Annotated in this window: 18 protein-coding genes, 1 other RNA gene and 1 pseudogene; all 20 read right to left on the reverse strand. The window is 47.6% G+C overall.

Translation table 11 applies throughout. The features are described 5' to 3' along the window. The 20 genes and pseudogenes from ssrA to uvrB all read right to left on the reverse strand — a co-directional run bounded on the left by ssrA (position 1) and on the right by uvrB (position 21,777). Positions 1–350, reverse strand: a transfer-messenger RNA (tmRNA) gene (ssrA, locus tag AC6I5A_RS06280). Positions 351–464: 114 nt separating this feature from the next. Beyond that, positions 465–935 (reverse strand): SsrA-binding protein SmpB, encoded by a 471-nt coding sequence (gene smpB, locus AC6I5A_RS06285; RefSeq protein WP_034613147.1) that lies wholly within the window; start codon positions 933–935, stop codon positions 465–467. Between the two features lie 187 nt (positions 936–1,122). Continuing rightward, positions 1,123–1,347 (reverse strand): preprotein translocase subunit SecG, encoded by a 225-nt coding sequence (gene secG / locus AC6I5A_RS06290; protein WP_034613149.1) that lies wholly within the window; start codon positions 1,345–1,347, stop codon positions 1,123–1,125. Between the two features lie 107 nt (positions 1,348–1,454). After that, positions 1,455–2,732 carry a phosphopyruvate hydratase gene (eno, locus tag AC6I5A_RS06295; protein WP_034613151.1) on the reverse strand — a complete coding sequence of 426 codons (1,278 nt, stop codon included), beginning with the start codon at positions 2,730–2,732 and terminating at the stop codon, positions 1,455–1,457. An 87-nt stretch (positions 2,733–2,819) separates the two neighbouring features. Beyond that, the gene (gene gpmI / locus AC6I5A_RS06300) at positions 2,820–4,358 is read right to left on the reverse strand and encodes a 2,3-bisphosphoglycerate-independent phosphoglycerate mutase (protein WP_034613152.1); all 1,539 of its coding nucleotides are present in this window, start codon (positions 4,356–4,358) and stop codon (positions 2,820–2,822) included. A 2-nt stretch (positions 4,359–4,360) separates the two neighbouring features. Further along, positions 4,361–5,146 (reverse strand): triose-phosphate isomerase, encoded by a 786-nt coding sequence (tpiA, locus tag AC6I5A_RS06305; RefSeq protein ID WP_034613154.1) that lies wholly within the window; start codon positions 5,144–5,146, stop codon positions 4,361–4,363. Positions 5,147–5,176: 30 nt separating this feature from the next. Then, positions 5,177–6,361 carry a phosphoglycerate kinase gene (locus AC6I5A_RS06310; RefSeq protein WP_034613156.1) on the reverse strand — a complete coding sequence of 395 codons (1,185 nt, stop codon included), beginning with the start codon at positions 6,359–6,361 and terminating at the stop codon, positions 5,177–5,179. Positions 6,362–6,412: 51 nt separating this feature from the next. Further along, positions 6,413–6,994, reverse strand: coding sequence for a glycerol-3-phosphate 1-O-acyltransferase PlsY (gene plsY, locus AC6I5A_RS06315; protein WP_034613158.1), 582 nt, complete (start codon positions 6,992–6,994; stop codon positions 6,413–6,415). Positions 6,995–7,011: 17 nt separating this feature from the next. Beyond that, a complete protein-coding gene (gene rpoN, locus AC6I5A_RS06320) occupies positions 7,012–8,412 on the reverse strand; it encodes an RNA polymerase factor sigma-54 (RefSeq protein WP_034613160.1) in 1,401 nt (466 codons plus the stop codon). Between the two features lie 50 nt (positions 8,413–8,462). Next, positions 8,463–9,410 carry a DNA-binding protein WhiA gene (gene whiA / locus AC6I5A_RS06325; RefSeq protein WP_034613163.1) on the reverse strand — a complete coding sequence of 316 codons (948 nt, stop codon included), beginning with the start codon at positions 9,408–9,410 and terminating at the stop codon, positions 8,463–8,465. Between the two features lie 256 nt (positions 9,411–9,666). Further along, positions 9,667–11,040, reverse strand: coding sequence for a gluconeogenesis factor YvcK family protein (locus AC6I5A_RS06330; protein WP_034613165.1), 1,374 nt, complete (start codon positions 11,038–11,040; stop codon positions 9,667–9,669). Next, positions 11,037–11,960, reverse strand: coding sequence for an RNase adapter RapZ (gene rapZ, locus AC6I5A_RS06335; RefSeq protein WP_052167937.1), 924 nt, complete (start codon positions 11,958–11,960; stop codon positions 11,037–11,039). Before rapZ ends, AC6I5A_RS06330 begins: the two co-directional genes overlap by 4 nt. A 33-nt stretch (positions 11,961–11,993) precedes the next feature. Further along, positions 11,994–13,187, reverse strand: coding sequence for an extracellular solute-binding protein (locus AC6I5A_RS06340; protein WP_052167938.1), 1,194 nt, complete (start codon positions 13,185–13,187; stop codon positions 11,994–11,996). Continuing rightward, a complete protein-coding gene (locus tag AC6I5A_RS06345; RefSeq protein WP_034613171.1) occupies positions 13,187–14,959 on the reverse strand; it encodes a B12-binding domain-containing radical SAM protein in 1,773 nt (590 codons plus the stop codon). The genes AC6I5A_RS06340 and AC6I5A_RS06345 overlap by 1 nt, the downstream gene beginning before the upstream one ends. A gap of 138 nt (positions 14,960–15,097) precedes the next feature. Continuing rightward, positions 15,098–15,216, reverse strand: a pseudogene (locus tag AC6I5A_RS06350) (alpha-hydroxy-acid oxidizing protein); the annotation flags it as partial. Between the two features lie 12 nt (positions 15,217–15,228). Beyond that, positions 15,229–16,041, reverse strand: coding sequence for a Cof-type HAD-IIB family hydrolase (locus tag AC6I5A_RS06355; RefSeq protein WP_034613174.1), 813 nt, complete (start codon positions 16,039–16,041; stop codon positions 15,229–15,231). 39 nt (positions 16,042–16,080) lie between these two features. After that, positions 16,081–18,897 (reverse strand): excinuclease ABC subunit UvrA, encoded by a 2,817-nt coding sequence (gene uvrA, locus AC6I5A_RS06360; RefSeq protein WP_034613176.1) that lies wholly within the window; start codon positions 18,895–18,897, stop codon positions 16,081–16,083. Between the two features lie 23 nt (positions 18,898–18,920). Then, positions 18,921–19,361 (reverse strand): putative toxin-antitoxin system toxin component, PIN family, encoded by a 441-nt coding sequence (locus AC6I5A_RS06365; RefSeq protein ID WP_034613179.1) that lies wholly within the window; start codon positions 19,359–19,361, stop codon positions 18,921–18,923. Then, positions 19,345–19,608: an AbrB/MazE/SpoVT family DNA-binding domain-containing protein gene (locus AC6I5A_RS06370; protein ID WP_034613186.1), complete on the reverse strand. Its 264-nt coding sequence runs from the start codon at positions 19,606–19,608 to the stop codon at positions 19,345–19,347. Before AC6I5A_RS06370 ends, AC6I5A_RS06365 begins: the two co-directional genes overlap by 17 nt. A 111-nt stretch (positions 19,609–19,719) precedes the next feature. After that, complete coding sequence (gene uvrB / locus AC6I5A_RS06375) at positions 19,720–21,777, reverse strand: excinuclease ABC subunit UvrB (protein ID WP_034613182.1); 2,058 nt, start codon at positions 21,775–21,777, stop codon at positions 19,720–19,722. Between the last annotated feature and the right edge of the window lie 65 nt (positions 21,778–21,842).

The following is a 21,842-nucleotide window of genomic DNA, read 5'->3' on the forward strand; positions in this document are numbered from 1 at the left end:
TGGTGGAGGCGAGGGGATTTGCACCCCTGTATCGAAGAGCTGCCCCAAAAGCGTCTACGCGTGTATCCTTCAATTTAGTTTCGCCAGACGTGACTCCTAAAGGCGAGGATTCATGTCAGGCTAGCTCGATAATCTTAGCTAATGTCTCCGAGCATTGACATTAGAGCGTCCTACTAAGTTGACACCCTGACCCTTCACCGTAGGTCCAGAAGGCAGGATGCTAGCGGCACTAGGCTGCTAGGGCGTAATTATTTTCGTTAACTATTTTTGCCCACCGTTTAACGAGACCAGGTGGAATCTCGACGCGCAACTCTTGCCACCGCTTCTCCGAGCGAGTCTAGAACGCCCCCATATAAGTGATCTACATGTTTAGTATAACATATTTAAGCACAAAACAAAGCCGTATATCTATGGAATTATTACTTTTTTATGGTATTATTATATTTTATGGAAAAATTCTTTTTTTAATGGGCTTTATTACGATCTCTTAACGCTCGTTCAATATCGCGTTTGCCTTCTCGTTCAGCAAGGGCTTGACGCTTATCGTAATTCTTCTTTCCTTGACCAACTGCCAATTCAACTTTGGCCATGCCGTTCTTTAAATAAATTTTAATCGGGAGAAGGGTTAGTCCTTGCTGTTGGATTTTCCCGACTAACTTGTTAATCTCAGAACGGTGTAGTAGTAATTTGCGTGGTCGAAGTGGATCATGATTATAACGGTTACCCTGTTCAAAAGGACTGATATGCATCTGATAAACCCATACTTCGCCATTGTTTATACGAGCATAACTGTCTTTTAGATTTATCTTCCCGTTACGGATAGATTTAATTTCAGTTCCGGTAAGAATGATCCCTGCCTCGACCCTATCATCAATGAAATAATCGTGAAATGCTTTCCGATTTTCAGCGACGATTTTTATTCCTTCAGAGGGCATAATTATTTCTCCTCTCACCTGGTACTTCGGTATAGCATATATAAAACATAGTTCGGGGAGTTTTAACTCCCTCTAAAGTTTAGTTGAACTTTTCCATGGGTTTAGTACCTAAAAGGGACACCTCTTGTGAAGTGCCCCTCCAAAGTTTAGCTTTATTTGCAGGAGAATAGAGCGATGATCAGTTTTGTTACAAAATCATGGTGAGCCCCAGGGAACTCAGCATAAAGACGACAGCTAAAGCGGCCGTTAGTTTCGCGAATAATTCATCCATACCTTTCTTTTTCCCAAAGACAGACTCGCCAACGCCTGAAATAGCTCCGGATAAACCGGCACTTCTGCCAGACTGAAATAAGACAGTTACAATGAGTCCTAAAGAGCTAAGACTCAAAAGAATAACCAAAGCAATTTTCAATAAACTCACTCTCCCTAATGCAACCCTATGTCTTCATTTACGTAATCAACTTATTAACCAATAGGCTTATTCTAGCACACGCCTCAATAAAACTCAAGAAACCATCCCTACCTGGCTAACGCTTTCCGGCCACGATACACTGCGCTCTCTCCAAGTTCCTCCTCAATACGAAGCAATTCATTATACTTGGCCACCCGCTCGGTCCGGGCTGGAGCCCCAGTTTTGATCATCCCGGCATTGACGGCAACAGCGACATGGGCTAGGGTGACGTCTTCTGTCTCCCCGGAACGATGCGAGACGACAGCGGTATAGCCTGCCCGTTTAGCCATTTCTATTGTATCCAGGGTTTCGGTTAAGGTGCCGATTTGGTTGAGCTTAATCAGGATCGAGTTGGCGCATTTTTCCTTAATCCCACGCGCCAAGCGCTCCGGGTTGGTCACAAATAGATCGTCCCCGACAAGCTGAACGCGATCTCCCAAGCGCTCCGTCAGCTTACGCCAGCCTTCCCAGTCGTCTTCATCCAGCCCGTCTTCTATGGAAACAATCGGATAGCGCTCGATCAGTCCCTCATAATAATCAATCATTTCCTCAGAGGTCTTCTTAAGCCCTTCCCCTACCAAGTTATAGGTTCCATTTTCGTATAGTTCTGAGGCTGCCACATCAAGCGCCAGGGCTACTTGTTCTCCAGGAATGTACCCCGTCCTTTGAATCGCGTCCACAATGCACAGCAGCGCATCTTCGTTGGATTTGAGGTTGGGTGCAAAACCGCCTTCATCCCCGACAGCTGTGGCGAGTTTTTTTTCTTTTAGTACCGCTTTCAGACTGTGGTACACTTCTGTCCCCATGCGCAAGGCCTCAGCAAAGCTCGACGCTCCGATTGGCATAATCATAAATTCTTGAATGTCCACATTATTATCGGCATGACTTCCGCCATTTAAGATATTCATCATCGGCACTGGAAGTTCTTTGGCATTCACGCCGCCTAAATACTGATAGAGGGGTAACCCGAGCGACTCAGTTGCTGCTTTAGCTGCGGCTAAGGACACCCCCAGAATCGCATTGGCTCCATATTTTCCCTTATTTGTGGTTCCATCAAGTTCAATCAACAGACGATCCAGTCCTGGTTGGTCAAACGGATTCAGTCCCTCGACTTCCGGGCTGATTAGTAAGTTGACATTTTCAACCGCTTTCATTACCCCTTTTCCCATATAACGGGTAGCATCTCCATCCCGAAGTTCCACTGCTTCAAAAGCCCCTGTTGAAGCGCCCGACGGGACAGCCGCGCGTCCTATGAGCCCATCTGTAAGAACGACATCTACTTCTACAGTCGGATTCCCCCGGGAATCCAAAATCTCACGAGCATAAACATCTGTAATAAAATTCATTTTTATTTCCCCTTTTTTAAGAGTCCCTATTTCCTTAGGTGTCATTGGGATATAATCCGAGGCGTAACCTGGTCTATTTTGAGTTCACTATTTAAGCAATGATTTTCCGGTCATTTCCACGGGTTTTGGAATATTGAGCAATTCGAGAAGAGTAGGGGCAATATCGCACAGAGCACCGCCCTCACGCAGCTTCAACCCTTTGAACTTTTCATCGACGAGAATAAAGGGAACCGGATTTGTCGAGTGAGCGGTCAGGGGAAGACCCGTCGCTAGATCCACTTTGGCTTCGGCATTTCCATGGTCAGCGGTCACAAGAAGGGTCCCATTCATTTTTTGAAGCTCATCATATATCTTACCCAAACATTGGTCAACCGCCTCCACCGCTTTGACGGTTGCCTCGAACACACCGGTATGTCCAACCATATCCGGATTGGCAAAGTTCAGAATAATCACATCATATGTATTTTTCCTTAGTTGTTCCAGGATCGTTTGAGTTACTTCCGGTGCACTCATCTCGGGCTGAAGGTTATAGGTCGCGACTTTAGGGGAAGGAATCAGGATGCGTTCCTCCCCGGGATCGGATTCTTCGATTCCACCGTTAAAAAAGAAGGTCACATGCGCGTATTTTTCCGTTTCTGCAATCCGCAACTGTTTTAACCCGTGTTGCGAAAGAACTTCTCCCAACGTGTTATTCAGGTTTTGTTGCGGAAACGCGATTGGTGCGCCGATCGTGTCCTCATACTGAGTCATACACACAAAGTGAACTCGGGGGTGAATGGGGCAGGCAAATCCTGAAAACTCTTCATCTACGAAAGCATGCGTGATTTCCCGCGCCCGATCTGCACGAAAGTTGAAGAAGAGGACACTGTCCCCCTCTTGAATGGGGCCTACCGGTTTTCCGTTCTCATTAACAATTACCGTTGGCAGCACGAATTCATCCGTCACACGCAGATCATAGGAACTCTCCAGCGCTGCTAAGGCACCGGCCGCGCATTTTCCCTCGCCCAAAGCCAAGGCTTGGTAACCCTTTTCTAAGCGTTCCCAGCGCCGATCCCGGTCCATCACATAGTAACGGCCACTCACCGAGGCAATTTTGCCAAACCCCAAATTCATAGTTTTTTGTTCCAGTTGAGTGATATATTGTTTGGCACTCTGCGGCAAAACGTCGCGGCCATCCAGAATAACGTGGATATACACCTCTTCTAATCCTTGTTCCTTGGCCATCTCCAGCAGGGCAAACAAGTGCGCTATATGGGAATGAACTCCTCCGTCAGAGAGTAAGCCCATAAAGTGGAAGGCCTTGTTAGAGAGGCGGGCGTGAGCCATAGCTTCGATTAAGACCGGATTCTTAAATAACGTCCCATCCTTAATCGCTTTAAAGATACGGGTTAATTCCTGATAGACTACCCGCCCGGCACCCATGTTCAGATGCCCAACTTCAGAATTTCCCATTTGACCGTCCGGTAATCCCACTGCTTCTCCCGATGCCCGGAGGAATGTGTGAGGGTATGTACTTTCCAAGCGCCGAAAATTTGGCAAATTTGCTTGAGCTATGGCGTTTCCTTCGATAGCCTCACTATGACCCCAACCATCTAAAATCATAAGGAGAAGCGGTTTAGCCCCCATCCCTATACTCCTTTCACGCGTGCAAAAACGGATGCTGCGTTATGGACAAGTTTCACGAAACTTAGGGGATCCAGGCTTGCCCCGCCGACTAGTGCGCCGTCAACGTCAGGCTCAGTCAAAAGCTCTGCAATGTTCTCCGCCTTGACACTTCCGCCATAGAGGATGGGTACTTTCTCAGCCTCAGATCCCATGAGGCCGTTCAGAGTGGTACGGATTGAGACACACATTTCCTGGGCATCTTGACTGGATGCTGTTCTCCCGGTACCAATCGCCCATATGGGCTCGTAAGCAATGACAATTCGACTCAGATCCTCTCGCAATATGCCGGTAAGAGCATGAATAACCTGAGAACGGACCCACTCCGCTGCTTTTCCTTCTTCGCGGGTGTTCAGATTTTCCCCCACACAAAGGATGGGCGTCAAGCCCGCAGCTAATGCTTTCAGCACTTTTTTATTAATCCCTTCATCCGTTTCACCAAACATTTCCCGCCGTTCAGAGTGGCCGAGTATAACATATGCACAGGCGACATCAAGAATCATCTGGGCGGAGATTTCACCGGTATAGGCACCCTGGTCTGCCCAGGACATATTTTGGGCCCCCAAATGCACATTACTTTCTTCCAGTTTATTTTTCAGGGGATAAAGGGCTGTAAAAGGGGCACATAAGACGATATCCAGGTCTTGAATACCCTTGACCTCTGCCAAAAACTTCACTGCATAATTCTCTGCTTCGCTTACGGTTTTAAACATTTTCCAGTTGCCGGCAATAACTGTTCGTCGATTTACCACTTTAGAATTCCTCCTCTTCCTCATAACCTCTCATGCCTCGTTTAATGCCCCAACACCTGGCAGCACTTTCCCTTCCAAAAACTCAAGAGAGGCACCACCCCCAGTTGAGATATGGGTCATGCGGTCCGCAACGCCCATTTTCTCCACGGCTGCCACAGAATCCCCGCCGCCAACTATTGTGATTCCCCCGCAGGAGGCCACCGCCTGGGCAACTCGCTCTGTACCTCTGGCAAAGGCATCCATTTCAAAAACACCCATCGGACCGTTCCAGATCACCGTCCGGGCGGTTGAAATTCGGGCGGCAAACCTCTCCGCACTAGCCTGGCCGATATCTAAAGCCATTTCATCCTCCTGAATTTCAGACACACCCACCGTATGGTGAAGAGCATTGGCTTCGAAGGCAAGGGCTACCACCACATCAATCGGCAGCTCCAATTCCACGCCTTTCGCTTTGGCTTTCTCGATGAGTTGTTTTGCCAATTCCACTTTTTCCTCTTCCAGAAGGGATTTCCCCACCTTAATCCCTTGCGCTTTCAGGAAGGTATTCGCCATCCCTCCCCCTATGATCAAGGTGTCGACCTTTTCCAGGAGATTTTCAATTACGCCAATCTTATCGCTCACCTTGGCGCCGCCGATAATAGCCACAAAAGGTCGTTCCGGCCTTTCCAAAGCGTTGCCCATGAATTCAACTTCTTTTTGCATCAGTAATCCTGCAACGGCAGGAAGATAGTGGGTAACCCCTTCTGTGGACGCATGAGCACGGTGCGCAGTTCCAAAGGCATCGTTGACAAATAGTTCGGCGAGCATTGCCAAGTCACGGGCGAACGTCGGATCATTTTTCTCTTCTTCCGCATGGAAACGGACATTTTCCAACAAGAGAACCTGCCCGTCTTGCAGCCTGCTTACTGCTTCCATGGCTGCATTCCCTACGCAGTCCCCGGCAAGCCGCACGTCTTGCCCCAACAACTCGCTCAAACGTTGGGCTACTGAATCCAAAGAATACTCCGGCTTGACCTGCCCCTTGGGACGGCCAAGATGAGACGCCAAAATCACCCGCGCTCCCTGACGGACAAGATATTCTATTGTGGGCAGCGAGGCTCGTATACGCGTATCATCAGTAATGTGTCGTTGCTCGTCCAAAGGTACGTTTAAGTCTGCTCGAACCAGTACGCGTTTTCCCCGCACCTCGACATCTTTTACACTCTTTTTGTTCATAAAAAATCCCCTTTCTTGTTGAGCCAGGTTCGGATTGAATGCCAAGCTGCCTTAGTAAGTAAGTTTCGGCTCTGTCCCCTTCAATAAACGTTGGAAATTGGCGCGGTGACGCACGAAAATCAGCGTAGCTGCAAGAAGAACGAATACTTTGTAAGCGAGAGGAACCGATGAAAAAAGGGTCATTAAAACAGCCGTTGCAACCCCTAAAATAGACGCCAACGACACATAACGAGTAATTAACGCGACGATAACAAACACAATAATCGCTACCAAGGATATCCCCGGAACTAGAAAGATAATAACGCCAAATCCCGTTGCGACACCCTTACCCGTCGGCTTAAATTTAAAAAAGGGATTCCAGCTGTGTCCGATAATAGCTAATATCCCACCGCCTAAGCCGCCCCAAGGACCCAACAAATTTAAACAAAGGGCCGTTGCTAAGACACCCTTCAAGACATCCCCCACAAACACAACCACGCCATATTTAGCACCTAACAATCGAGAAGCATTCGTTGAACCGATGTTGCCACTTCCCTGTGAACGGACATCCACATGTCTGATCCTTCCCACTAAATAAGCAAACGGTATGGCTCCCAGGAAATAAGCTAAAAGTAATGCCCCATACCTTAACATGCTCCTTCACCCCCCCTCTAATATCGTTTCCTGCCAGTCGTCGCCGCAATCCCCAACTCGTCACGGTACTTAGCCACTGTCCTCCTGGAAATCTCCATATCTTTCGCCTTAAGAAGGTCAGCCAGCTTCTGATCAGAATATGGGCTTTTGGGATTTTCTGAAGAGATGAGATCGCGCAAAGCAAGTTTGATCCCCTCTGTCGTGATACTATTGGCGTTATTACGCCCTCTGCCCAAGCTACTGGCAAAGAAAAACTTAAACTCGAAAATACCCCGGGGGGTTTGAATATATTTATGGGCTGTCGCCCGACTGACTGTCGACTCATGAACCCCAATTTCCTCTGCAATATCTCTTAACGTAAGCGGTCTGAGATGACGGATCCCATAGCGGAGAAATTCCGTTTGCCACTTCACAATAGCGCTGGATACTTTATAAAGCGTTAGGCGACGCTGCTCAATACTGCGAATGAGCCAGGATGCCGCGTTCAGTTTCTGTTCAACAAATTTGCGGGTGTCTGTCCCCTCTTCAAGGCTTAAGGCCTCACGGTAGACCTTGTTGATCCCCAAGCGGGGTACGGTGATGTCATTAACAAGAATAATAAATTCCCCTTCGATCTCTTCAATTACTACATCCGGGACGACATAGCGCACATCTCCCGGACCTGAAAAACTGAGGCCTGGTTTGGGATCCAGTTTACGCACCAAATCCGCCAGTTCCTGTACCCTATATATAGGGATTTTCAGGGCATGGGCAATTCGTTGCAGACGCCCTGCCGCCAAATCTTCAAGATACTTTAATAACTCCGGTAATTCAGGAGGATAGTCCGGAAGGAGCGGTAACTGCAAGCGAAGACATTCCTCTAAATTCCGAGCCCCCACCCCCAAGGGGTCAAGGGTCTGAACCAAAGCTAACGCTTCTTCAGCCGTTTTGAGGGAGACATTGGTTTCATTGGCAATATCCTTTAGTGTTATCGGAAGAAAGCCATTATCATCCAAGTTACCAACAATGTACTCTGCTACGGGTAACGAAGCCGATATTTTTTGGACATGGAGTTGTCCCAGCAAGTGCTCCAGAAGCGTAGGCGATGCAGCGATGAAGGGATCAAAGCGTTGTTTTTCCTCCACGACCACTCTTTCATGACGAATGCGATTTTCATCCTGGTCATGAAAATAGTCCTGCCAATCCACTTCCCATTTCTCCTCTACCGGACGTTCCTCCTCTACTGTTGGTTCTACATCTTCTTTAATATCCAAACTCTCTTCCTGGGTCTCCAGCAAAGGGTTTTCCAGAAGCTGCTCCTCAACATACATGGAAAGTTCGAGTGCGGACAACTGCAAAATAGTAATTGCCTGGCGCAATTCAGGAGTCATAATAAGTTTTTGAGTCTGCTCTAGATTCAAGCCATACCCTAACCGCACTTTTTCTCCCCCCAAATTCTCGGTTTTTTGTGTTCCTTTAATGTACCTTATTATATATTTCCCGTCTTTTGAGTCCTGATTCGTTCAGCCAATTCATTGATTTTTCTCATCCGATGATTGACGCCGGATTTACCGACTTTTGGCCGCAGCATTTCTCCAAGTTCTTTTAAGCTGGCATCGGAATATTCCAGCCGAAGCTCCGCTATATCCCTTATTGTAGGTGGCAAAGACTGCAGCCCAATTGTATCTGTGATTAGTTGGATGTTTTCTAACTGACGCACAGCCGCATCCACAATTTTATCAAGATTGGCGGTCTCGCAATTGACCAAGCGATTTACTTGGTTCCTGACATCTTTAAGCACTCGAACGTTTTCAAATTCCAAAAGGGCATGATGTGCGCCTATAAAGCCAATGAACTCAACAATATGTTCACTCTCTTTGATATAGACTACATACCAATGCTTACGCATGCTGACTTTTGCCCCTAATTTAAAACGATTGACCAAGTGACATAACGCCTTGGCATGCTGCTCATCATTACTGACAATTTCCAGATGATAGGTTCCTTCCGGATTATTAATCGAGCCCCCAGCCAAAAAGGCCCCTCGTAAATATGCTTTTTGATCACAGCGCTTTTTTATCAGATAGGGAGCGATTTCATGGCAAATTTGTCCTTCTTCATCAACCAGGCCAAGGTTTTTTAGGTCTTCCAACCCTCGAAAATAGATTCTTACCATGTAGGAATTATTTTTACGGAGCCTATGTTTGCGCCTAACCACAATATCCACCGAACGTTTGAGCACATCCTTAGCCAAACGAAAAATCTTACGTGCCACCGGAGCACTCTCTGTCGTCACATTCAGTGTGTACTGTTGATGAGCACTGATTTGGAGGGTTCCATCCATGCGGACCAACGCCGCCAGTTCCGCTAACTCACAACATGATTTCTGACCGCTTAAGCGCGCAAGTTCTTCTTTGGTGTCAGTACTAAAAGACAATCCCGCCCACCCCCTTTCTCGATGTGCGAGGTTCGATGCGCGAGGTTCGAATGGAAACGTTTCCTTACTCGATGTGCGAGGTTCGAAGTGCGAAGTTCGATTGGAAACGTTTGAAACGTTTGCAGACGTTCGATTCGAATACCTCTATTCGCGCCTCGCGCCTCATGCTTCGTGCCTCGCGCCTCATGCTTCGTGCCTCGCGCCTCATGCTTCGTGCCTCGCGCCTCATGCTTCGTGCCTCGTGCCTTGTGCCTCGCTATAACTCTTGGCGGAGCTTCCGAGCGAGCAGATAAGAATCGACTATGGCAATACGTTCCCCCATGGGTTTCAAACGAAAAAGCAACCTCATAAGTTCCTTTGCTAAGCGGTCCGGATCATGGCGAACGACATTCCCAACTTGTACTAAATTCGCCTCATAATACTTGGCGCCCAGTCGTTCGACCTCTTTGGGATCAGTAATAACGGGGACGGCCTCTTCCGCCACATACCGTTTTAGAAGCGACGCATTAATTTTCCCCTTGGTGGCAAGGACTGCATCTACAAAGCCTGAACCACAGTGGTCCAGAACTGCTTGAAGATGGTCAGATACCCGGTAACCGTCCGTCTCCCCTTTTTCCGTCATAACATTACACACATACACACAGGGGGCTTTTACTGCTCGGATTTTCTCTCTGAGGCCAGCCACCAGCAGATTCGGCAAAACGCTCGTGTAGAGGCTTCCTGGACCCAGAACAATAAGATCCGCCTCTTCAAGGGCTTGCAAGGCTTCAGGTAGAGGGTGACAATTGCTGGGTTCAAGGTAAACACGGTCAATCTTTCCTTCGGTGTTCCGAACCGTTGTTTCGCCAGCGACACGGGTCCCGTCCTCCAAGTCCGCAACTAATACAACTTGTTCCAACGTGGAGGGAAACACCTTACCACGGATAGCAAACACTTTACCGACCTGTTCGATGCCTTTTTGAAAATCCCCAAAGGTATCAGTTAGCCCTGCCAGAAGCAGATTTCCCAAACTATGTCCCGCAAGTGCTCCGCTTTCAAAACGGTAAGAGAAGAGGGTATCCATGATGTCCTCTGTATCAGCCAAAGCTACAAGACAATTTCGAACATCTCCCGGCGGTTGAATACCCAGTTCATCGCGTAATTTTCCCGAACTTCCGCCATCATCCGAAGCCGTTACAATGGCTGTAAGATTACAAGTGTATTGCTTAAGACCACGCAGGAGTGTTGATAGTCCAGTACCTCCGCCGACCACTACAATCTTTGGGCCTCTGAGCAAATGATTGCGCGTGTAAATCACATCAACTATTCTTCCTTCATTTTCTGGGAGTACGGTCGAAATAATGGAATATAACATTCTTTTAAAACCGAAGATAATTGCAGCAATTCCCAAGACGCTGATGATTGCACCGGTTGGTACGGCAATGCGCTGCGTGCTGCCCGTCATCCGGTAAATCACCTCCCGAAACTGTAACTCTGCGTAACCAAGTGCCACTCCATCATTCATAACAGAAAAACCAGTTGCAAAAAGAAAGATTCCGAAAACCGCCAGCAGAAACCACCTTTTTACTTTCAGATTGGGGTAGAGCCATTTCAAGTATCGTAAAAGCCCTTCACTCATTTTAGAATTCATCTCGCTGTTCCGCCCTTTTGATTTTTAACAGCGTCACGATGTTTTATACTGATAGCATAATTACGTTCCTTTAAAAACTGCCCAACCCGTTCAGCAATGGCCACAGAGCGATGTTGTCCGCCCGTACAGCCAATCCCAATGAGCAAGTGGTTTTTTCCCTCTTGAACATAATTAGGCAGGATGTATTCCAGTAAGGCTAAGTACTTCTCCATAAACTCTTGGGCTATGGGATTTTCAAAGACATATTCCTGAACCAAAGTGTGTTCGCCGGTCAGCGGACGTAACATTTCAACGTAAAATGGATTCGGCAGAAAACGTACATCCATAACAAGGTCGGCGTCCATAGGGCTTCCGTATTTAAAGCCAAAGGATAGCACCGAAACGGCCATTTGGCCCAGCCCCCGCTCTTTGCAAAACAAATCGGCCACCTGGCTGCGGAGTTCCTGGGCGGATAAGTCAGACGTATCGATAATATTGTCAGCACGGATTCTTAACTCCTCCAGTTGCTGGCGTTCGGCTTGAATCCCATCTAAAACACGTCCATGCGGGGAAAGAGGGTGTCGGCGTCGAGATTCTTTATAACGGCGGATTAACGTTTCATCCGATGCATCCAGAAAGAGGACTTCGAGATGAAAGCCTTCCTTCTCTAAGTTACTTAAGGCCTCGCTGAGTGAAGAAAAAAATTCCCCGCCACGCAAATCACAAACAATCGCAGCTTTAGAGACTTTTCCCCTGGACTGGGCACATAGTTCCGCGAATTTCACAAGAAAGCTAGGCGGTAAATTATCAATACAGAAAAACCCTTGGTCTTCAAGACTTTGCATAGACTGGGTCCTCCCGGCACCAGATAAACCCGTAATGACAATTAGCTCTACCCCTTTGTTATCTGTTCCTTTAATTTCTACTCCCTTTCTTGTCATTTTCACACCCCTCCTCTAATTAGATTAAGGTTGTCACTTGGCCGCCAGTGCTTCTATGGCTTCCCCTTGCGCACTGATCAGAGCATCCTCCGGAGTGAAATTGCCTGCCAGGACATTGCTCCATGCCGCGTCTTGAAAGGGAATTAACTTCCACTCTAAGGCATTTCCATCTATTGCCCACGCCTTGGCAAGGGCGATATTGGCCTGTGGAAAGATATCTTTCTGAGCTTCCGGACGTTGATAGTACCCCATATTCGCTGGAAGAAGGCGTCCCGCTTGCAGCATTGCCCCTTCCACTTCCGATGTCAGCAGTGCTTTCTCAACGCTCTGTATCACCGGCATCATGGCTTCATTCGTTTTAATGGCAGAATTCGCAATCCCTAGTGTCATGCCTAAAAGCGGGTGTCCTTGCCCACCAACCAATTCAAACGGCGGCATGCATCCCCAAGGTACATTTTGCTGGGTTAAGAATTTGGCCTGACTCGCCCCGGCGATCATAAAGGGCGTTCCCCCACCGGCAAATGTATTGAGTACAGAAGGATCGATACGAAGGCTTTGGGCCTCTCGCCAAGTCAAGAGCTGTTTAAGAAACGTAACATTGAGGGGATCATCCAGAACCGGGTTTTCAGCATTCAGCAACCTCCCGCCTTGCCCATTCCACCAGGCGGAAAGTGTGGCAGTATCGGGCGCAGCGATTGAAATTCCCCCTTTGGTTAAGAAAAGGTCGTCTAAATTTGTTGGGACAATGGCTGTATCCGTTCGAAAATAGAGTAAAGGAACATCTGTCAACCAAGGGGACGCATATCCCACTCCCCCAAATTGGAAGGCGGACAAGGCGGCAGGAAAAGCCGTTTGATCGATGTACGCTGTTTTTGCCAGCGTTCCGTGCTCATAAAGCTGGCGGATAATCTCCCTTGAAGCGATAAAAATCTCCGGTCCTTCCCCTCCTGCTTCCGCTTGGTAGGAAAAAGCCACAAAGTTTTGTTCCGGCACATATTTGAGTTTAATGATTACCTCAGGATGTGTCTCCGTAATTATTCGAATCTGTCCCTCTAAGGTATCCGCCTCTGCCCCTTGCAAAGAATGCCAGATTTCCACAACCGCAGGGGCCGGGCCACCTGGTTGTCCGGTCTGAGGTTCTCTGGTACACCCTGTAAGAAGTATGCTTAAAGCGAATATGCACCCCCAAAGAGTGATGATTTTGCGTGAGAAATATCGAGACGTCATTAAACCGCACTCCATTCGTCCTCAAACCTGTAGGCCTTTACATTTCCCTTTTGATAGAGGAAAAGATACCAACCCGGTGCCGCCGATTCCCCGACCAGTACCACATCAGAGGTGAAATAGGTGACTGCCGTATTGCGGTTCCACTGACGCCGGTCCATTTGTTTGAACTCTGGAATTAATTTTTCCCAGTAACCATCTCGTCGAACTTCATCCTCTCTTGCTTTCCACGGATTAGCTTTTCCCTCCGACTCTATGCCGGCTTCGAGTCGAAGATAGTCAGGAACGGTGCTGGGACGCTCCCAAAGGTAATAATCAAAACGCAAGGCTTCACGGATTTTCTCCCGCGTGGAAATATCGACGCATGATACACGATGCTCGATAAACTCCCACAGCTTGTCAAAGAGGGCTTTGCCCTGACATTGTCGGTTAAACCAACCACAATGTTCCCAAAACTCGGCAAATCCATGGTAAAAATCAAACGGAGTTGAAAACAATTTCAAAACCTCAGCCAAGGCGTGTGTAAACTTCCCTGAATTATAATATTTATCGAGTAAGTCTTCCATGCGATGTAATTGAAGTATTTCGCCATGGGACAAGACTGAATTTTCTAAAATAGTATAGGGAGGATCCGGGGTGTACACGAGGCCGTAAGCGTTGCTTTGCAGACGAAGCCCTGATCCTTTTAGTACTTTTAAAAATCCGAGCTGGAGCATAGCCGGTTTCACTCGGTATACATCATTAAACGAAGTCCGGAGATTAGTCCAGTTTTCCTCCGGTAACCCGACAATCAGGTCAAGATGGAGCGGTATCCCCAGAGCCTGTATTTCGGACACGTATTTTTTCCACTCCTCAAAGTTTTGGGAGCGTGAAACAATCTTCAGGGTTGGTTCGTATGTAGTTTGTACACCGATTTCCAATTGTATTAAACCGCGCGGATAAGCTCTGAAATAATCCATCCATTCGTCATCAAGGAGATCCCCTGCCATTTCGCAATGAACCCGAATCCGCCCTGCATCCGGAAGATATTTAGTCTCTTCCCTGACAATGTCCAAAATTCGTAAAGCATGCTGCTTATGGGCATTGAAGGTGCGGTCCACAAACTTGATGGTGCGGGCGCCGTTTTTAAGTATTTGGCGAAGCATTGGGCGAAACCGCTCAGGCTCTAAATAACGAACCCCCCGGGAGGTCGAGGACAGGCAATACTGACAGTTAAACGGACATCCCCTGGTCGTCTCAACATAGACAAGCCGGCCTGTGAGGTCCTCATCCTCAGTATATGGATTTGGGAGATCGTTCAAATCAGAGGATGTAATTCGGTGAGGATTGATGACGATTTTTCCATTCTTATTCCAGGCAATACCAGAGACGTGAGAAAGATCATTCCCGCCCTCCCACGCGGTAAGCAGCTCTAAAAATGTTTTTTCCCCTTCGCCGATCACAAGCACATCCACCTCCCGATGCTCGCGTAGAAACTCCTCGCTCTCGAAAGAAACTTCCGGACCCCCAACGACAAATTTCACATTCGGACAAACAGGATGAAGCTGCCTGATCAGCGCCGCGATTTCTTTAAGGTTCCAGATATAACAAGAAAAGCCAATGACATCGGCCCTGGCTTCATAAAGCTCCCCGGCAATTCGGTCAAGGCGGTCGTTAATGCTAAATTCCCGAAGCAAAACGTCAGGGTAAACAGCGTTAACTTCACTACACAAATAGCGAAGGGCTAGACTTGTGTGAACATATTTTGCATTGAGAGCAACCAGAAGAACACGCAAAATAGGCAACCCCCTTCGCACTAAGTATAGCGGTTTGGGCAACTTATTGCAATTATTGTGCCAGATTGCACGAGGAGGCGTAAATTCCTTCTGTTTCTGATCAACACATCCATGGTAACATCGCTAAGCGTCGCACATCAGGGCAACCCCCTCTGAACCTCCGCCGTAAGCGGCAAAGATAAGCAGCCTTCCACTCAGGCCGCATTGGCTCCCAGTGCCAGCATTTTCAATACATCAGCACCCGTTCGGACTCCGCCCATACTGCATTCCTACATATTTCTATCCAGTACGTAGCGTTCAATAGCCTCGGCTACGCCGTCTTCCTCATTTGAGGTGGTAATAATATCCGCTCGATTTTGAATTTCCAGGCGGGCATTTCCCATAGCCACACCAAGACCCGCGTAGTTAATCATTTCTAAATCATTAAAACTGTCCCCGATGGCCATAACTTCTGATTGGTCAATTCCAAAGTGCTCTGCCAGAGCTGCCAGTGCAACACCTTTATTTACCGAGCCGTCCGTTATTTCAAGATAACGTGGCTTAGATTTCGTAATGTATACTTTTTCCCCATAACATTGTTTTAACAAGGGAGCTAATTGATCTAAGTCAGATTCCTCTCCTATGAGGAGAATCTTTTCAACCCCTTCCGGCTCTTGAGAAAGCAGAATTGACAAATCTGCTTCTTCAACACAGACACTCGCGAGCCGCGTATATTCATGTGACCATTCATTAAGTTCCGACGTAATGACACGGTTTTTTAGATAAATTTGGGCATAAACGCCTCGACCCACAACATCCTGGACGATCTCTGTGGCCAAAAGGCTGGGAATAACGCACCGAAATAGAATGTCCCCGCTTAAAACCTGTTGGATCATCGCCCCGTGGTAAGTGATCACCGGGACATCCAACCCTAGTTGCTCCGCATACGGACGTGCAGAGATAGGCGTGCGCCCGGTAGCAATCGTCATTTTAACGCCCTGAGCCTGGGCTTTTTGAATCGCCTTTACAACACGCGGGGAAATCGTCCAATCATCCCTAAGCAATGTGTCATCGAGATCCATAGCTACTAAACGGATTGTCAAAATCTTTTCACTCCCTTACTACCCAAACATCCCTATCCTCTATACTAAATAACGCTTCAGATACTGTCCAGTATAAGAGGCCGGGAAAACAGCAATGTCCTCAGGTGTCCCTGCTATTACCACTTCTCCACCCCGGTTTCCCCCTTCAGGACCAAGATCTATGAGCCAGTCCGCCGTTTTGATAACATCGAGGTTATGCTCAATGACAAGCACCGTATCCCCGGCATCCACCAAACGATGGAGCACCTGGAGGAGTTTATCGATATCCGCCGAGTGCAAACCCGTTGTCGGCTCATCGAGTATATAAATGGTTTTACCCGTACTGCGCCGGCTCAACTCCGTGGCCAGTTTAATACGCTGTGCTTCTCCCCCGGATAAGGTGGTTGCGGGTTGACCTAAGCGAATATAGCCAAGTCCCACATCCTGCATCGTCTGAAATTTCCGGGCGATTTTCTGAACTACCCGGAAAAACTCCACCGCTTCGTCGACCGTCATCTCCAGGACTTGAGCAATGTTTTTTCCTTTGTAGCGCACTTCCAAGGTCTCTCGGTTATACCGTTTCCCCTCGCAAATTTCACAGGGAACGTACACATCCGGAAGGAAATGCATCTCAATCTTGATAATCCCATCTCCACGGCAGGCCTCGCACCGTCCGCCTTTGACATTGAAGCTAAACCGCCCAGGTTGATAGCCCCGCATCTTTGCTTCCGGGGTTAGGGAAAAGAGTTCGCGGATAAAATTAAAAACCCCGGTATACGTCGCTGGGTTGGAGCGAGGGGTTCGTCCAATCGGCGACTGGTCAATGTCAATAACCTTGTCCAGATGCTCCAACCCTTCCAGGTGATCGTGCGCGCCGGCATGATGCCGCGCTAAGCTCAGCTTGGCTGCTAAGCCTTTATAGATGATCTCATTGACCAGGGTACTTTTCCCTGAGCCTGAGACTCCGGTCACACAGGTAAACAGGCCCAAAGGAATGCGCACGTGAATATCCTTCAGATTATTTTCCCGAGCGCCAAATACTTCAAGCCACTTGCCGTTCGGCTGCCGTCGTTGCTTGGGCAGCGCAATCTGTTTAGCGCCACACAAATACTGTCCCGTGATCGATTCCTGATTAGCCTTGATTTCCTCAAGCGTACCCTCTGCCACCACTCGCCCGCCGTGCACCCCTGCGCCAGGACCAATATCGATAATATGATCTGCGGCAAGCATCGTATCCGCATCATGCTCAACAACAAGCAGCGTATTTCCAAGGTCACGCAAACGTTTAAGAGTTGAGAGCAGACGAGCATTATCCCTTTGGTGAAGTCCAATACTCGGTTCATCCAGAACATATAGTACACCCATCAAGCTTGACCCAATCTGAGTCGCCAGTCGAATTCGCTGGGCTTCCCCACCGGAGAGCGAGCCTGAAGCACGACCCAGGGTCAGGTAATCCAGTCCGACATTCATCAAAAATCCCAGTCTTTCCCTGATTTCCTTGAGGATTTGGTGGGCAATCGTTTGTTCTTTGGGCGTAAGGATCAAAGAATTCAGAAAGCTTAAAGCTTCGGTAATCGGCAAGCGGGTCAAATCATCGATCGAGATCCCGCCCACCTTCACGGCCAGCGCTTCCGGTTTCAGGCGTTTCCCCTGACACTCCGGACAAAGGTGTTCACTCATATACCCTTCTATTTCGAGACGTACCATATCCGAAGTTGACTCCCGGTAGCGGCGTTCAAAAAAGGGAATCAGCCCTTCAAAGTTGGTACGATATGTTTTTAGCTGCTCAAAGATATTTTGATATTGGAAGGTAATAGGGGTTTTTGTTCCATAGAGCAGTCCTTCCCATTGGCTCTCACTAAGTTCTTGCAAGGGGGTATCCATCCCGAACCCCAGGTTTATGGCCACAGCTTCCATCATTTTCGGGTAATAACTGGACGTTGATTTTGCCCAAGGTGCGATCGCCCCCGCAGCCATGGACAGAGAACGATCCGGAAAGAGAAGGTCAATGTCGACGACAAGATTTGCCCCAAGTCCTGTACACACTGGGCAAGCTCCGTAAGGACTGTTAAAGGAAAAAAGACGCGGCGATATTTCCTGGAGAGCAATCCCACAATCCGGACAAGCAAAATTCTCGCTAAAGAGCAACTCACTTCCCTCTGTAATGTCCACGATGACGTTCCCTTCGCCGAGTTTGAGCGCTGTTTCCAAAGAATCCGCCAAACGTTCGGCACTCTCCGGTTTGAGGGAAATACGGTCGATCACGACTTCAACGGAGTGTTTTTTATTCTTGACCAGCTCTATCTCTTCGCCAAGCTCCCTTGTCTCCCCGTCGACGCGAACTCGAACATACCCCGCCTTACGTGCTTCCTCAAAGGCCTTATGATGCTCTCCTTTTTTCCCTTTAATGAGCGGCGCCAATATTTGCAGTTTTGTTCGTTCCGGTAAACTCATCACCTGATCAACCATTTGCTGGACGGTTTGCTGGGAAATCCTGCGACCACACTTGGGACAATGCGGCTGCCCGATTCGGGCAAAAAGTAGGCGAAGGTAATCAGAAACCTCCGTCGCTGTGCCCACAGTGGACCTGGGGTTACGATTGGTCGACTTCTGATCAATGGAAATGGCAGGGGAAAGCCCCTCGATGGAATCTACATCCGGTTTATCCATTTGCCCTAGAAATTGCCGTGCATAGGCTGAAAGGGATTCAACATAACGCCTCTGTCCCTCAGCATATATTGTATCAAAGGCCAGAGATGATTTTCCCGAGCCCGACAACCCCGTAATCACTACCAGTTTGTCGCGAGGGATGTCGATGTCGATGTTTTTTAAATTATGAGCACGTGCTCCACGCACGCGCAAATAGTCTTGGGTCATGATTGGCCTCCTAAGAAAACGTATCAATGATTTATGTCGTTAGAGAATACCTTAAGAAAATCGCCTGGAGTCATTATTGTAAAATATTCTTGAATCTCCGGTGTATAAAAGTCCAAATCTCCAGTTACAAATATATCTGGTTGAGATACAATAGCCGAAACAAGGATGGGGAGATCAGCAGGATCTCGAATATACGGCACTTTCACTGTAGATAGGTCTGACGGTGTATATGCTAATTCAAATTCAAGAGTCGTTAGGAATTTGTCCCATTTAGCAATATGGTTTGGGAATCTCCGATCAATAACCCTGGATACCTCAGTGATTGAGTAACTGCAAATGATTAAATGATGCTGCTCAATAAGCAAATATAATAGTTTACTGGATAACGACAAATCGGAAAGAACTGCAGATACTAGGATGTTGGAATCGATAAATACCCGTAAGGCATTACTTTTTCCGTTCATTCCACAATTCCTCCCGAACTGCTTTAAGTTCATTTAAGAGTTCTTCTTCTGTGATGCTTTTCTCCTTAGCATCTTTGCTTAAAGCATCCTGCAATTCATTTAAGGCAATTAAGCTAGCTTTAGTGATCACAATCTTGCCATTTTCTTCAAGGAAGGCAACCCTATCACCCTCGTTCAAATTTAACAATTCCCGGATTGTTTTCGGAATCGTTACCTGTCCTTTCGCGCTAATTCTGGATACTTCCACAATAAAACCACCTTTCAATAGTTTTACTTCTTTACTTCTTTACTTACAGTTTACTACCACAAGGAAAATAGTTCAACGTAGACCGTTTCTGAAATATTTCTTTCATTGGCCTCACTTTTTCCCTTTTCGGTAAGACACCTGTTTTTGTTGTGCTTTATGGTCATACTTTTTACTTTTACTCCCGCGTTGCTGGCTGGTCATTTTGTATTTATTGACTTCTCCTTTTAATTCGATCATGGCATCCCGGATTTCAGCGGCTCGTTCAAAGTCCAGGTCTCGCGCAGCAAGGCGCATGTCCTTTTCTAAACTCTTAAGAAGTGTCGCCAGCTCTTCGGGTGGTAGTTTAGTGCCATAGGCCTTTTTCAGCTCGGCAACACGAGTTGCCTCCGGCACATCATGAACTGCTTTATGAATAGTTTGAGGAGTAATCCCCATTTTCTTGTTATAAGCCAATTGTATTGCCCGGCGTCGATTCGTTTCATCCAGGGCAAGCTGCATCGACTTGGTGATCATGTCTCCATACATGATGACCTTGCCCTGAGCATGGCGTGCCGCACGCCCAATGGTCTGAATGAGAGAACGATCTGACCTTAGGAATCCTTCTTTATCTGCGTCGAGAATAGCCACCAGAGAAACTTCCGGTAAATCCAGCCCTTCCCGCAGAAGGTTAATCCCCACCACTACATCAATGTCTCCGAGGCGCAGCTCCCGCAGGATTTCTACCCGTTCAAGGGTCTTAATATCCGAATGGAGGTACTTCACCTTAATCTCCAGGTTCTTGAAGTAATCTGTAAGCTCCTCAGCCATCTTCTTCGTTAAGGTCGTTACGAGGACCCTTTCCTCCCTGGCAATTCGCACTCTGATTTCACCAAGCAAATCATCAATCTGTCCTTTAGTCTGATGAACAATAACCTCCGGATCCGGCAACCCTGTGGGACGAATAATTTGCTCCACAAGCGTCGGACAGTGAGCCAATTCATACGGTCCAGGTGTTGCGCTGACATAGACGCTTTGTTTAATCGTCCGTTCAAACTCGGCAAACGTCAGGGGTCTATTATCCAAGGCGGAAGGGAGGCGAAAGCCATAGTCCACCAAGGTGGTTTTGCGTGAATGATCTCCTTCATACATCCCTCTGACCTGAGGAAGGGAAACGTGGGATTCATCAACAAAAAGGAGAAAATCTTCCGGAAAATAATGGAGTAAGGTGTAGGGGGTCTCCCCCGGCTCCCGAAACGTCAAGTGGCGGGAATAATTTTCAATTCCGTTACAGAAACCCATTTCTCTAAGCATTTCCAAATCGTAGCGTGTCCGCTGTTCGAGCCTCTGTGCTTCCAGGAGTTTGTGCCCGGCTTTTAAGAACTTCACTCGTTCATCCAGTTCTATTTCAATATTTTCCGCAGCCTCCATGACCTTGTCTTGAGCAGTCACATAGTGCGAATTCGGGAAAATCGAGACATGGCGACGTTCCCCCAAGATCTCACCCGTTAAGTAATTAATTTCGTAAATGTGTTCAATTTCGTCTCCAAACATCTCCACGCGAAGTACCCGGTCACTTGATGCTGCAGGATAAATCTCAACAACATCCCCACGCACGCGAAACGTACCTCGGGAGAATGCCAGATCATTGCGGTCATATTGGATTGCAATCAGCTTGCGCAAAATAGCATTGCGATCGACAACTTGCCCCTGCCGTAACGAAAGGACAAGTTCCCGGTAATCCTCCGGGGAACCTAAACCGTAAATACAGGAAACACTGGCTACCACAATAATATCACGCCGCTCAAGAAGAGCTGCCGTCGCCGAGTGACGCATTTTCTCAATCTCATCATTAATAGAAGCATCTTTTTCAATAAAGGTATCACTCGAAGGGACATAAGCCTCCGGTTGATAATAATCATAGTAACTCACGAAATACTCCACTGCATTTTCAGGAAAGTACTCTTTGAACTCGCTGTAAAGCTGTGCGGCTAACGTTTTGTTATGGGCGAGAATCAACGTCGGCCTCTGTACCTTAGCAATAATATTAGCCATTGTAAAAGTCTTGCCTGAACCCGTGACTCCCAGTAACGTCTGATGCCGCCGACCTTCATTCACCCCAGCTGCCAGAGCAGTAATGGCCTGAAGCTGATCCCCCGCCGCTTCATAGGGGGCATATAAATGGAAATCCATGCTCCGGTCTCCTTTTAAATGATATAACAGAATAAACTAATAGTTTAACAATTTGCGAGAATTTA

It is taken from the genome of Desulfosporosinus sp. Tol-M2 (assembly GCF_059735615.1).

What these genes read in the sequence shown, in the direction of transcription:
- smpB (WP_034613147.1), bottom strand. Translation starts at nt 935, where the DNA reads ATGCCCTCTGAAGGAATAAAAATCGTCGCTGAAAATCGGAAAGCATTT.
- eno (WP_034613151.1), bottom strand. Translation starts at nt 2,732, where the DNA reads ATGAATTTTATTACAGATGTTTATGCTCGTGAGATTTTGGATTCCCGG.
- gpmI (WP_034613152.1), bottom strand. Translation starts at nt 4,358, where the DNA reads ATGGGGGCTAAACCGCTTCTCCTTATGATTTTAGATGGTTGGGGTCAT.
- AC6I5A_RS06310 (WP_034613156.1), bottom strand. Translation starts at nt 6,361, where the DNA reads ATGAACAAAAAGAGTGTAAAAGATGTCGAGGTGCGGGGAAAACGCGTA.
- plsY (WP_034613158.1), bottom strand. Translation starts at nt 6,994, where the DNA reads ATGTTAAGGTATGGGGCATTACTTTTAGCTTATTTCCTGGGAGCCATA.
- AC6I5A_RS06330 (WP_034613165.1), bottom strand. Translation starts at nt 11,040, where the DNA reads ATGAATTCTAAAATGAGTGAAGGGCTTTTACGATACTTGAAATGGCTC.
- rapZ (WP_052167937.1), bottom strand. Translation starts at nt 11,960, where the DNA reads ATGACAAGAAAGGGAGTAGAAATTAAAGGAACAGATAACAAAGGGGTA.
- AC6I5A_RS06340 (WP_052167938.1), bottom strand. Translation starts at nt 13,187, where the DNA reads ATGACGTCTCGATATTTCTCACGCAAAATCATCACTCTTTGGGGGTGC.
- uvrA (WP_034613176.1), bottom strand. Translation starts at nt 18,897, where the DNA reads ATGACCCAAGACTATTTGCGCGTGCGTGGAGCACGTGCTCATAATTTA.
- AC6I5A_RS06365 (WP_034613179.1), bottom strand. Translation starts at nt 19,361, where the DNA reads ATGAACGGAAAAAGTAATGCCTTACGGGTATTTATCGATTCCAACATC.
- uvrB (WP_034613182.1), bottom strand. Translation starts at nt 21,777, where the DNA reads ATGGATTTCCATTTATATGCCCCCTATGAAGCGGCGGGGGATCAGCTT.